Genomic DNA, 12,790 nt, shown 5'->3' with positions numbered 1-12,790 from the left:
GCATAACTATTTCTTGTTAGAAAATAGATGAATGTTTTTGAACAAAGGATTCTTACGGTTCAGAATCAGCAATTCAGCCAATAACAACAGTAAGATAACCCATGCAACAGCCTGGAACTGTTCATTAAACTCAGTATATACCTTCGACTCAACATCAGACTTAGCCATTTTATTTACCTCCTGGTTGATAGCCTTTTGAGCAGAATTAGTATTATCCACACGTACATAAATACCGTTTCCCTCCTTAGCAATCTCCTGGCACATCGCCTCATTCAAACGTGTGACAATGACATTTCCGTCCCGGTCGCGTCGATAATCATTTGTGCCGTCTACAGGAATAGGCGCACCCTCAGGCATACCGACCCCTAAGACATTCACCTGAATTCCTTTCTCCGCAGCAGCTTTGGCAGCTTCCACAGCCCCCCCTTCATGATTTTCGCCGTCGGTGATTACGATGATAGTCCGTCCTACCCCTTCCTGAGGCGTAAAACTCCGCGCAGCCAAATTGATAGCTTCACCGATTGCCGTACCCTGTTTGGAAATTAAAGAAGGATTGATAGACTCCAAAAACATTTTAGCCGAAATATAATCACTGGTAATCGGCAGTTGGGTAAACGCATCACCGGCAAAAACAATCATGCCTACTTTATCATTATCCAACTCATCGACCAACCTGGAAATTAACCTTTTAGCCTTTTCCAAACGGCTTGGCTGTACATCCTGTGCCAACATGGAATTTGAAATATCCAAAGCAATAATAACCTCCACCCCTTTACGCTTCACGGTTTCCAGTTTAGAGCCGAATTGAGGGCGTGCCAATAATACGGAGAATAAACCGATTGCAACAAAAATAAGCCAGAATTTTATATCCGGGCGGTATTTTGAGACTTCGGGCATTAACTGTGCCAATAACTCAGGCTCTCCGAAACGCCGGATATTCTTTCTTCTCCTGTAATTAGAATATAAATAGAAAGCTGCTAAAAACGGTAATAGCAACAATAAATATAAATATGTTGGTTCTCCAAATCGAAACATCTTTTTCTTATTTTACAATTGACAAATAACGACAGACAAACATTATGGAATCTTCTTGAGTATCGAGTTGCGCAACAACACTTCCACCAGTACACAGAGGAAAGCAGCCAATGCAAACCAGTGATATTCCTCATCCCGTTTGCTATACTCCTTTACATTCAGTTTCGTTTTTTCCAGTTTGTCAATCTCCTCATATACCTCCTTCAGTTTCGAGTTACTCGTAGCCCGGAAATAGTTGCCATCCGTTGTCCCTGCGATTTGAGTCAAAGTCTTTTCATCGATTTCCACCGGCATATTCACATATTGTACAGTATTCCCCACCGGATACGGATACGGCGCCATTCCGTTGGTTCCCACTCCGATGGTATATACGCGAATACCGAAACTCTTTGCTATCTCGGCGGCGGTCAGAGGAGAAATATCCCCCTTATTATTCGTACCGTCCGTCAGAAGGATAATGACTTTAGACTTCGCTTTGCTGTCCTTTAACCGGGTCACGGCGTTTGCTATCCCCATGCCCACTGCCGTTCCGTCCTCGATAAGGCCGCATTTGATGTTATGAATCATGTCCAGCAATACGGCATGGTCCACGGTGAGCGGGCATTGAGTAAAACTCTCTCCGGCAAATAAAGTAATACCGATGTTATCGTTAGGACGTCCGTTGATAAACTCGGCAGCCACATCCTTGGCAGCCTCCAGCCTGTTCGGCTTCAAATCCTCAGCCAACATACTGGTAGATACGTCAATGGCAAGCATGATATCAATTCCCTCTATTTCGCTGTTCTGCCATTTGTCAGTTGTCTGCGGGCGTGCAAGGACCAAGATAACCAATACCAGGGCAAAGACACGCAACAGAAATGGAACATGCAACAGATAATTCTTATAACTTTTAGGTGTATGCGCATATACGCGGGCATCGGAAATCTGGAGAGTAGCCTCACTTTTCTTCTGCTTTAAAATATACCATACAATATAAGGTATAAGCAACAACAGCAAAAACAGATATTCAATATTGGCAAAAATCATTTTATTTATGATTTAACGGTTTTCTATTTAGTATTCACGTTATACTTCCTCTATGCGAAAAGATTATATAACTGCACACCTATATAAATAAAGCAACCAATCAATGCACCGGACAAAATTGTAATTCCGCATATCAGCAGTACCTTAGCACGCAAAGAACGTTTTTCTATGATTGTGATTTCCGTCGGCTGCGGCTTCTGGTTCTCCTCTTCCGGCTGCTTTGTTTCGTTAATAAAGTCGATAGCATTAATCAGGTTGGCATCATTTTCATTCATTTGGGGACTATGTTTGGCGAATTTCACCAAATCGGCAGTCTGGAAGAGCTCCCTCAAGTCAGAGATTGCCTCCTTATCCTTCATTTCCAACAACTTATCAATGATTTCCGATGAAGTCATTTCCAATGCATTAAACCCGAAACGGTCTTTAATATAAGTACGAAGAGCATCCGTCAGTTCCGTATAATATTCCTTCGACCGTCCTTTCTGCCATACCTTCTCATTCTTGATACGCTCTATCTCCTTCATGGCAGCCTGGTGCGGCGGCAGTTTAGGCTCCACCTTTATCTTTCGGATAATCGGCTTGTTATCCCGGATACGGATGACAAGATAGATTAACAGGCCGAGCAAAGGCAAGGCAAGAAACGAACACGCTATCAATCCATACCAGTCTTCCCATGCAAAAGGCGCCTTCATTACGGTTTTCTGTCCAAAGAACTGGTCCGGGTGTAACGTGTCCACCGGCATTGAATACACCTTCAACGCCAAAGCCCTGGACTTATATTCTTTTCCGTCCACCGTGACAGGCATTGGAGGCAGATAATACAAAGCCGAGTCAAAAGAAGTAACGGTATATTCCTGCATAATCGTCATGCGTTGGCGGTCATTCAGGAATTGCGTATCCGGTTTGGCAGTCTCTATAATTTCCACCCCCCGTACCAATGTATCGGTATATACAGGGAAGACAGCGCGTTGCCCGGCATCCATAGCCACTTGCAATTGTATTTTCGCCTGTTCGCCAATCAATATCTGCAACGAGTCGATTTTCGCCTCCACCGTTACAGATTGCGCCCCTGCTTTAGTAATAGACAGCAGGCATAACAATGCTATCAGAATAATATTTCTATTCATCTTAGGTTCCATTAATTTCGTTTGGCAAATAAATTCAACAATGCCTTTACGTAATCCTGGTCGGTTCTCACAGACACGGAATCCACATTACTCTTGGTAAACGTATCATTCAGTTCCGCCTGTTTCTGCAGCCACCAGTCCCGATGTGCCCGGCGCACCGCTTTGGAAGATGTATCTATCCATTGTTCATGGCCTGTTTCCGCATCCTTTATCCGCATCAATCCCACCGGAGGAAGTTCGCAGACACGTCTGTCATACACCTGTAATGCTACCACATCATGCTTCCGGTTAGCGATAGTCAAAGCATTTTTGAAACTCTCCCCGTCAATGAAATCGGATAAGATAAATGCTGTGCAACGCCTTTTCATGACATTCGTCAGATATTCCAGTGCCAGACGGATATTGGTACGGCGGCTCTCCGGTCGGAAATCAATCAGCTCCCGGATGATGTACAAAATATGTTTACGTCCTTTTTTAGGAGGGATAAACTTCTCAATCCGGTCGGAAAAGAAAATCACGCCGATTTTATCATTATTCTGGATGGCAGAGAAAGCGAGAGTTGCGGCAATCTCCGTAACCATATCCTTCTTCAACTGCTTGACCGTGCCAAACTCCAAACTTCCGGAAACATCGACCATCAACATGACCGTCAGTTCACGTTCCTCTTCAAACACCTTGACATAAGGTTTGTTGAAGCGTGCCGTCACATTCCAGTCAATGTCGCGTATGTCATCGCCGAATTGATATTCACGGACTTCCGAGAAAGACATCCCCCTGCCTTTAAAAGCCGAATGATATTGGCCTGCAAAGATATTGTTGGATAATCCCCGTGTCTTGATTTCAATCTGGCGAACTTTCTTCAGTATTTCACTTGTTTCCATTTATACAGTAGTTAAAATAGTAAATAGCCAAGTAGCCGACACGATATGTTCCCGGCTACCTGTCGGCTGTGTCATAACTACAGATTAAGGCACTTCAACCTTGTTTAAGATTTTGCTGACAATCTCGTCCGAAGTCAGATTGTTAGCTTCCGCTTCATAAGTCAGTCCGATACGGTGGCGAAGCACATCATGCGCTACGGCGCGCACATCTTCCGGAATCACGTAACCGCGACGTTTGATGAATGCGTATGTGCGGGCCGCCAGAGCCAGATTGATAGACGCACGTGGCGAACCGCCGAATCCTATCATGTCTTTCAGCTCTTTGAGGTCGTATTTTTCCGGGAAACGGGTCGCAAACACGATATCTACGATATACCGTTCGATTTTCTCATCCAGATATACCTGACGGACCACCTTGCGTGCCTCAATAATTTCTTCCGCTCTCAGAATCGGCCTTACATTGACCCTTTCCCCGTTGATATTCTGGCGGATAATCAGTTTCTCCTCTTCCAGTTTCGGATAGTCAATGACCACTTTCAGCATGAAACGGTCTACCTGCGCTTCGGGAAGCGGATACGTACCTTCCTGTTCGATAGGATTCTGGGTAGCCAGTACCAGGAAAGGTTCGGGCAATGCGAATGTCTCTTTACCGATAGTGACCTGACGTTCCTGCATCGCTTCCAGCAAAGCACTCTGAACTTTGGCAGGAGCGCGGTTAATTTCGTCCGCCAATACAAAGTTGGCGAAAATCGGTCCCTTTTGCACCTTGAAAGATTCATCCTTCTGGCTGTAAACCATCGTACCTATAACGTCTGCGGGCAACAAGTCCGGCGTAAACTGAATACGGCTATATTTGGCGTCAATCAGAGAAGCAAGCGTTTTGATAGCCAACGTTTTTGCCAGACCGGGCACACCTTCCAGGAGGACATGACCGTCAGAGAGCAGCCCGATAAGGAGTGATTCAACCAAATGTTTCTGACCAACGATAATCTGGTCCATTCCTGTCGTAAGATTGGTAACGAAAGCACTTTGTCTTTCAATCCGCTCATTTAACTCGCGGATATCTATTGATTCAGCCATAAATACTTAATATTTTATTATTTAAATCCCATTTATTTGATGTAAGCCTTAACGCGCAAGCGGGGCTTCTTATTTTGCTCCCAAAAGTACGCCATATAATTAACGATTGCAACTAATTTTTATTAAAAAACAATGCGAAGTCTTTAGATTAAGGTACTTTCATACGCTTTTGCACTTGCATAACACTTCACCCGGCCAACACATTACCAGCATTGACCGGGTGAAGATTATCATACTATTCCTTTGTAAGCTCCGGTATTTTGATTGTAGTTCCGTAAGGCACGTTATTCGGGTTTTTGATAACCTTCGGATTATGTTTCACGATGTATGGCCACATCGCTTTTGTCCCGTAAAAACGTAAAGACACCCTTGTCAATGTCTCACCCTCCTTGATTGTATATTTCGTTTTGGTTCCCGTAATCTTGTAAGACGCGGAATCGGAATAGGCGGAGACCGGAGATTGCTGCCGGGCGGTTTTGTTTTCATTTTTTACGGGAGAAACAGCTTCCTTTTTTTCAGCAACCGGTCCGGCAACCGTTTTCTGTGCGGCAGGTAAAACCTCCGCTACGGTATCCTTGCGGGCGATAGTGTCGGAAAGCTGCATTTCCGGTTGAATCGGCTGGCTTGTCGCAGCCGGCATGTCAAGAGTATCCTTGCCGGATGAAGAAGAAAACAAATCCGGATAATAAATAAACAGCACAACCCCACCGCACAGCAATAATACGATGACAATAACGGCGATTAAGTAGGGAACGGGAGATTTCTCTCCATCGGGATTCTTTTCCTTCCCCCCCTTTCCGGTGGCAGCCGGTGCGGATTTGTCCGTTTTCATCTCCTTATGCCGCAGCGGTGCAGAAACCTCCGTTTTCCGGTTCGCCTTTAAAAGTTCCCGTTCGATAATCTCCTCTGCCGTAATTCTCCCTTTGGCAGGCTGTTGCGGTTGCAATTGCCCGGTCGTTACAGGAGGAATTTCTTCTTTTTCCGTTTCCGTCTTCTTTTCCGCCTTGATTTCATCTGCCTGCTGTTTCCCGGATTGCCCGCCTTCCGTTTCTTCAATACCGATGTCTGTTCCGGCTTGCTCTTTCGGCTGCTGTTCCGCCTCCGTCTTTTCGGCAGACATCGATTCCGGCACGGCAATTTCCTCAACCGGGTCTTCAACTACTGTCTCGGCAGGCTGTCCCGTTGCCTCTTCCTCCGGGCTCTCCTCCTGCAACGTCCCTTCCGCAGCAAATTCTTCCTTAACGATGGCGTCGGAAACCTCTTCCTGCACCCTCTCCTTTTTCCCGTTATCCGTCATGACAGGCTCGGAAAGCTCCTCGCCCGTTTCCTCCTCTTCCGATTCCTCTATCGGAGTATCCTCCAATATCGTATTCTCATTCAATACGACAGTTTCAAAATGTGCGAAAGGCTTGTTGATAGTATCCCGCAGGCTCGCGTCCGGAGAAAATGAGACCTTGGTATGTCCCTTGATTTGAAAACGTTCGCCCGTGTTGACATTCACGCTTTCCCGGCTATCCACATCAATGAGTTTGAAAGTTCCCAATCCTTTGATTTTTACAGTCTTTTCGTTTTCCAAAGCCTGTTCGATTAAGAGGAAAAACTCCTTAACGAATGCCTCAGCGTCCTTCTTGGTCATGCTATGTTTAGAGGCCAATAAGTCAGTAAGGTCTTGAATTGTCAGTCTTTCATTCATAACGGGAAATATTTATTTAAACTTATCTTTCAGTGTATTGCTCGGTTTATAAGACAATACCAGTTTGGGAGGAATCAAAGTACGTTGCTTGCTTACCGGATTGATAGAGATACGCTCCGCCTTCTTTTTTACTTCGAAAGAGCCGAATCCCTGAATTGCAATAATATTTCCTTCCTCCAGTTCCTGCGTCATATCAGCCAGTAAAGAAGCAATCAGTTCAGACATATCCTTGATGGTATATCCCAGTCTTTCAGCCAGTTCAGATGTAAATTCCTTATTATTCATAGTCATCTATAATCTTTGCGTATAAATCAAAATCGTCGGCGTCCACAATCTCCGCCTGGTAAAACCTGCCCGCCTCAAGTTTCCTTTCGAGCCGGTTAATCAAAACCTCCGGGTCAACCTCCGGCGAGTCGAATTCGGTGCGCCCGATATAATAGTCGCCTTCCGTACGGTCGATGATAACCCTCATCCGTTTGCCGATTTTCCCGGCGCTTAATTCCGCGGAAATACCCTGCTGGATATCCATCAGTTCATCAAGCCTGGCCTGTTTTACATCTTGCGGAATAGAATCCTTGTAAGCCTTGGCAGCGTACGTGCCTTCCTCTTCCGAATAAGCGAAAGCCCCCATTCTGTCGAAACGCACTTTCCGCACAAACTCTTTCAACTCCTCAAAATCCTCCTCCGTTTCTCCCGGATGCCCCACCATCAAGGTCGTCCGCAGATGAATGCCGGGAACCTCCTTACGGAATTTCTCTATCAGCCTGTATGTATCCTCTTTCGTTACCTGGCGCCGCATCAGCTTCAACATGTTGTCGCTGATATGCTGCAAGGCGATATCCATGTATTTGCATACATTGTCGCGCTCGCGCATCACACGGAACAAATCGTCCGGAAAATGCGCCGGATATGCATAATGCAAACGAATCCATTCCACTCCCGGCACTTCCGAGATACGTTCGATAAGTTCCGGAAGCATCTGTTTCTTATACAAATCAACGCCATAATAAGTCAATTCCTGTGCAATCACCTGAAATTCTTTCACGCCCTGCGATACCAGATAGCGCACTTCATCCACGATTTCCTCCATCGGTCTGGACGTATGGCGTCCCGTGATGATAGGAATGGCGCAATAAGAACATTTGCGGTCGCACCCCTCCGATATCTTCAGATAGGCATAATGTCCGGGAGTCGTTAATGTACGTTCGATGTACAACTCTTCCCGGTACGATTTTCCCAAATCCTGCAAAAGCTCCTTCCAGTTGAATTTACCGTAGAACTTGTCTACCTGCGGAATCTCGATTGCCAGCTCTTTAAGATAACGCTCGGAAAGACACCCCATTACAAAAAGTTTTTTAAGGCCGCCCTCCTCCTTTCTTTCCGCAAACTCCAGAATCATGTTGATAGACTCCTCCTTGGCATCGCCGATGAACCCGCACGTGTTGATTACCGCGATTTCCCCTTGCGGGTTTTCGGCATCATGCGTTACGCTGTATCCCGCTTCCTCCAGTTGACGCATCAACTGTTCCGAGTCTACCAGATTTTTAGAACATCCTAAAGTGATTATATCTACCCCTTTTCTTTTCATGCATTCTCTCCAAACAGGGAATCGACAAATTCATTTTTGCGGAACACTTGCAAATCCTCCATGCCTTCGCCTAAGCCGATATATTTAACGGGAATTTTGAATTGGTCGGAGATGCCGATAACCACTCCGCCTTTGGCGGTTCCGTCAAGTTTGGTGATAGCCATTGCCGTGACTTCCGTTGCCAGGGTGAACTGTTTGGCCTGCTCGAATGCATTCTGTCCGGTAGAACCGTCCAATACCAGCAAAACCTCGTCCGGTGCGTCAGGTACTACCTTCTTCATTACATTCTTTATTTTAGTCAGCTCGTTCATCAGGCCCACTTTGTTGTGCAAACGCCCCGCCGTGTCGATAATGACGACATCCGCATTATTGGCGACAGCAGAACTCAGCGTATCATAAGCGACGGATGCCGGGTCCGCCCCCATTTTCTGTTTGACCACAGGCACCCCTACCCGTTCGCCCCAAATCATCAACTGTTCCACGGCAGCGGCGCGGAATGTGTCGGCGGCTCCCAGATAAACGGACTTGCCGGCTTTTTTAAATTGATATGCCAGCTTTCCGATAGTCGTAGTCTTTCCTACCCCGTTGACTCCTACCACCATGATAACGTAAGGTTTCCGTTGGACGGGAACGTCGAAGTCGGCTACGTCGTCCGAATTGTTTTCGGTCAGCAAAGCGGCTATCTCGTCCCGTAAGATATGATTCAGTTCCTGGGTATTTACATATTTATCTGTTGCGGCGCGTTTTTCAATGCGCTTGATGATATTCAGGGTTGTTTCCACACCTACGTCCGAGGTAATCAATACCTCTTCCAGATTATCCAATACTTCGTCGTCCACCTTTGACTTGCCGGCTACGGCACGAGCGATTTTGCTGAATACGCTCTCTTTCGTTTTAGATAATCCCCTATCTAAGGTTTCCTTCTTTTCCTTTGAAAAAAAACTAAAAAATCCCATATAAACAGTTGTTTGTATAATACATTATGCTACAAAGATATAACAAAGGATTGGAAAAGTAAAAAAAGAAGCAATAAAAAATCCCCTCATTGTTCGCCAATGAGAGGATTTTGCAGTTATAGCGTATATGCTATTTCGATTATTTTTTGAAAAAGTCTTGTACTTTTTCATTAGGAACCATTTGTTCATCAAAAACGTATGCTCCAGTTTTCGGAGATTTTACCATTTTGATAACCTTGGTATAAGCACGACCTTCTTTAGAACCTTCGTGCAAACTTGCTACTGTTTTCTTTGCCATGGGTTATACTACTTTATTATTTAATTTCCTTGTGTACTGTTACTCTCTTCAGAATCGGGTTGTATTTTTTCAACTCAAGTCTTTCTGTAGTATTCTTTCTGTTCTTAGTTGTGATATAACGAGATGTTCCCGGCATTCCACTGTCTTTGTGTTCTGTACATTCCAGAATCACTTGTACTCTGTTACCTTTTGCTTTCTTTGCCATTGTAAGTTTTCTCCTCTACGTTTAGCCGATTACTTTAATGCTTTTCCAATCACAATAACCTTTAGCCACTGCTTCAGTCAGCGCAGCATCCAGTCCTTTTTTGTTGATAATACGCAACCCGTTAGCACAAATGCTAAGGCTGATCCAACAATCTTGTTCTACATAATAGAACTTTTTGTTAAACAAGTTCAAATCAAAGGTTCTTTTAGTTCTTCTCTTTGAGTGTGAAACATTGTTGCCAATCATGGCTTTCTTTCCGGTAATTTGACAAATCTTCGACATTTCTATCTTATTTTTATAGTTTTATATCTATACTTCTTTCAAACAGGACGCAAAGTAAGCACTTTTATCCGTATAAAACAAGAATTTCATAAAATAATTCACTTTCTGACACCAATTTTCCCTTATTTGAGCAAATCTCGCAGCATTAGCAAGGCATTATTGCCGGCCCTTTCGATATTCATGGCTCTTCCGCGGTTTGTTTCCTGCCTGTAAGTACGGATTTCGTTTTTATAACCGGCAGCTATCCAAACTGTCCCTACCGGTTTTTCCGGGCTGCCCCCTCCGGGCCCGGCTATTCCTGAGGTAGCGACCGCACAATCTGTTTTCAGCGCTTTCATCGCGCCTTTCACCATTTCGACAACGGTTTCTTCGCTCACCGCCCCGTGTTTTTCCAATGTTTCGGAAGAGACGTGCAGAAGCCCGGTTTTTACCTCATTGGAATACGCCACTATGCTTCCTTTGAAATATCCGGAACTTCCGGCGATGGAAGTCAGCCGGGCGGCGATGCTTCCTCCCGTGCAGCTTTCTGCGGTGGATACGGTTAAATTCTTCTTTTTCAGGAGCTCGCCGACAATCGTTTCGACCGGAATATCCTCTTCGCAGAAAATGTCCTCACCGAGTATTTCTTCCAATCCGGCCTTCTCCCGGTCGAGAAGCGCTTCAACCTCTTCTTTCACTTGCCCGCGTCCCGTCAGCCTCAGGCGGATAATCCCCAGTTTGGGCAGATACGCCAGTTTTATGCTTTCCGGAAGTGCGGTTTCCCACGGCTCCAGTTTTTCCGCCAATACGGATTCCGGATAATGCTGCACGAGGAACGTCCGGTGCATGATGACATCTGTCCGGAACTTCCTCTGTAATCCGGGCAATACCGATTCCGTCATTACCGCCTTCATCTCCTGCGGAACCCCCGGCATGGAGACAAGCACCTTCCCTTCCCTTTCAAACCAGCTTACGGGAGCGCTTCCTACCGGATTATTGATTACCGTGCAGCCTTCAGGAACCATCGCCTGGCTCCTGTTCAGGGCGTTCATCGGTATTTTCCCGGCCAATACCCGCTTCACGTTCTCAAAGACTTCTTCGTTGAATACCAGTCCCGTATGAAAGTATTTGCATAACGTCTGTTTGGTAATGTCGTCTTTGGTGGGGCCCAGCCCTCCGGTCACCAGGACGATATCCACCCTTTTCATCGCGTTGTCAACCGCTTCCGTAATCTCCTCTTCCCGGTCGCGGATTGAAACGATGCGGAGAACCTCAATACCTATTTTGTTCAATTCCTGCCCCATCCAGGCGGAATTGGTATCAACGACCTGTCCAATCAACAATTCGTCGCCGATGGTAATAATTTCAGCAAACATGGTTTCTTTGAATTTCTATTATATATAAGGTATATGCTTCGGCATAACCCGTGTATTTTCGAGCGGACGATACATCAGTTTCATACTGTCGAAACTTTATTTTCAACCTGTTGAATATTTAGTTTCATACGGTGAAACCAAAAGTTTCGTGCAGTAGAAACTAGTGTTTCGTGCGGTAAAACCGCCTGTTTCATACGGCGGTACGGCTCGTTGCGCGCGATATGGCTACAACGTGACGCGGGAATAAGCCGGAAGAGCGATGGAACAGAAATCCTTATCCAGATACTTGAAATACCCGGTGATGGCAATCATCGCGGCGTTGTCGGTAGTATAGCTGAATTTAGGGATATAAATGTTCCAGCCGTATTTTTCGGCGTGTTCCCGGAAAGCGTTGCGCAATCCGTTGTTGGCAGAGACTCCTCCCGCTACGGCCACTTCCTTGATTTTGTATTCTTTAGCCGCTTTCCGCAACTTGTCCATCAGGATTTCCACGATTGTCGCCTCCAGCGACGCTGCCAAGTCCGCTTTATGGTGCTCTATGAAATCGGAATCCTCTTTCAGCCAGTCACGCAACGAGTAGAGGAAAGACGTTTTCAATCCGCTGAAACTGTAGTCCAGTCCGGGGATATGAGGCTTGCTGAATGTAAAAGCTTTCGGATTCCCCTGCCGGGCCAGCTTATCGATAATCGGTCCGCCCGGATAACCGAGCCCCATTACTTTAGAGCATTTGTCAATCGCTTCCCCTGCGGCATCGTCGATGGTCTGTCCCAGAATCTCCATGTCGTTATAGGCTTTCACCAGGATGATTTGCGAGTTGCCACCGGACACCAGCAAGCACAGGAATGGAAAAACAGGCTGTTTGTTCTCTTCTCCTTCCGCTTTAATAAAATGAGCTAAAACGTGTCCGTTCAGATGGTTGACATCAATCAACGGAATGTTCAGAGAACGGGCGAACCCTTTGGCGAAAGAGACGCCGACAAGCAACGACCCCATCAGGCCCGGCCCACGCGTGAAAGCCACTGCGCTTAACTCTTCTTTGGTTACGCCGGCGCGTTTCAGCGCTTCATGCACCACAGGGACAATGTTTTGCTGATGCGCCCGTGAAGCCAGTTCCGGTACTACTCCGCCGTATGCCTCATGTACAGCCTGGCTCGACACTACATTCGACAGCAGATACCCATCCTTGATAACGGCTGCCGACGTATCATCACAGGAAGACTCGATTCCTAATATTATTGCACTCATAAGTAATAAACTATTTAAA

14 protein-coding genes are annotated in these 12,790 nt (G+C 45.9%); all 14 read right to left on the bottom strand.

Annotation, left to right across the window (positions count from 1 at the left end; translation table 11 throughout):
• Positions 1-6: 6 nt before the first annotated feature.
• The 14 genes from Q5076_RS11540 to tsaD all read right to left on the bottom strand — a co-directional run bounded on the left by Q5076_RS11540 (position 7) and on the right by tsaD (position 12,771).
• The gene (locus Q5076_RS11540; protein WP_303013407.1) at positions 7-1,035 is read right to left on the bottom strand and encodes a VWA domain-containing protein; all 1,029 of its coding nucleotides are present in this window, start codon (positions 1,033-1,035) and stop codon (positions 7-9) included.
• A gap of 42 nt (positions 1,036-1,077) precedes the next feature.
• A complete protein-coding gene (locus tag Q5076_RS11535; protein ID WP_303013404.1) occupies positions 1,078-2,061 on the bottom strand; it encodes a VWA domain-containing protein in 984 nt (327 codons plus the stop codon).
• 50 nt (positions 2,062-2,111) lie between these two features.
• Entirely contained in the window at positions 2,112-3,200 is a 1,089-nt protein-coding gene (locus tag Q5076_RS11530; protein WP_303013402.1) for a hypothetical protein, read from the bottom strand.
• Positions 3,200-4,069, bottom strand: coding sequence for a DUF58 domain-containing protein (locus tag Q5076_RS11525; protein ID WP_303013401.1), 870 nt, complete (start codon positions 4,067-4,069; stop codon positions 3,200-3,202). The genes Q5076_RS11530 and Q5076_RS11525 overlap by 1 nt, the downstream gene beginning before the upstream one ends.
• Before the next feature lie 84 nt (positions 4,070-4,153).
• Positions 4,154-5,149, bottom strand: a complete 996-nt coding sequence (locus Q5076_RS11520) for a MoxR family ATPase (protein WP_303013399.1) — start codon at positions 5,147-5,149, stop codon at positions 4,154-4,156.
• 235 nt (positions 5,150-5,384) lie between these two features.
• Positions 5,385-6,842 (bottom strand): HU family DNA-binding protein, encoded by a 1,458-nt coding sequence (locus Q5076_RS11515; RefSeq protein ID WP_303013397.1) that lies wholly within the window; start codon positions 6,840-6,842, stop codon positions 5,385-5,387.
• Positions 6,843-6,854: 12 nt separating this feature from the next.
• Entirely contained in the window at positions 6,855-7,127 is a 273-nt protein-coding gene (locus tag Q5076_RS11510; protein ID WP_303013395.1) for an HU family DNA-binding protein, read from the bottom strand.
• Positions 7,120-8,430, bottom strand: a complete 1,311-nt coding sequence (gene rimO / locus Q5076_RS11505; RefSeq protein WP_303013393.1) for a 30S ribosomal protein S12 methylthiotransferase RimO — start codon at positions 8,428-8,430, stop codon at positions 7,120-7,122. Before rimO ends, Q5076_RS11510 begins: the two co-directional genes overlap by 8 nt.
• Complete coding sequence (gene ftsY / locus Q5076_RS11500) at positions 8,427-9,386, bottom strand: signal recognition particle-docking protein FtsY (RefSeq protein WP_303013391.1); 960 nt, start codon at positions 9,384-9,386, stop codon at positions 8,427-8,429. The genes rimO and ftsY overlap by 4 nt, the downstream gene beginning before the upstream one ends.
• Positions 9,387-9,525: 139 nt before the next feature.
• Positions 9,526-9,684 (bottom strand): DUF4295 domain-containing protein, encoded by a 159-nt coding sequence (locus tag Q5076_RS11495; protein ID WP_004295982.1) that lies wholly within the window; start codon positions 9,682-9,684, stop codon positions 9,526-9,528.
• 16 nt (positions 9,685-9,700) lie between these two features.
• Positions 9,701-9,889 carry a 50S ribosomal protein L33 gene (gene rpmG / locus Q5076_RS11490; protein ID WP_002560155.1) on the bottom strand — a complete coding sequence of 63 codons (189 nt, stop codon included), beginning with the start codon at positions 9,887-9,889 and terminating at the stop codon, positions 9,701-9,703.
• 21 nt (positions 9,890-9,910) lie between these two features.
• Positions 9,911-10,171 carry a 50S ribosomal protein L28 gene (gene rpmB, locus Q5076_RS11485; protein WP_004295983.1) on the bottom strand — a complete coding sequence of 87 codons (261 nt, stop codon included), beginning with the start codon at positions 10,169-10,171 and terminating at the stop codon, positions 9,911-9,913.
• Between the two features lie 122 nt (positions 10,172-10,293).
• Positions 10,294-11,526, bottom strand: a complete 1,233-nt coding sequence (locus Q5076_RS11480; protein WP_303013387.1) for a competence/damage-inducible protein A — start codon at positions 11,524-11,526, stop codon at positions 10,294-10,296.
• Between the two features lie 225 nt (positions 11,527-11,751).
• Positions 11,752-12,771, bottom strand: coding sequence for a tRNA (adenosine(37)-N6)-threonylcarbamoyltransferase complex transferase subunit TsaD (gene tsaD / locus Q5076_RS11475; RefSeq protein ID WP_303013385.1), 1,020 nt, complete (start codon positions 12,769-12,771; stop codon positions 11,752-11,754).
• Between the last annotated feature and the right edge of the window lie 19 nt (positions 12,772-12,790).

It is taken from the genome of uncultured Bacteroides sp., from assembly GCF_958445495.1.
In the GTDB taxonomy this organism is placed as follows: Bacteria; Bacteroidota; Bacteroidia; order Bacteroidales; family Bacteroidaceae; genus Bacteroides.
The sequence above is the reverse complement of the archived record's forward strand: the minus strand, read 5'-3'. Positions and strand labels throughout refer to the sequence as shown.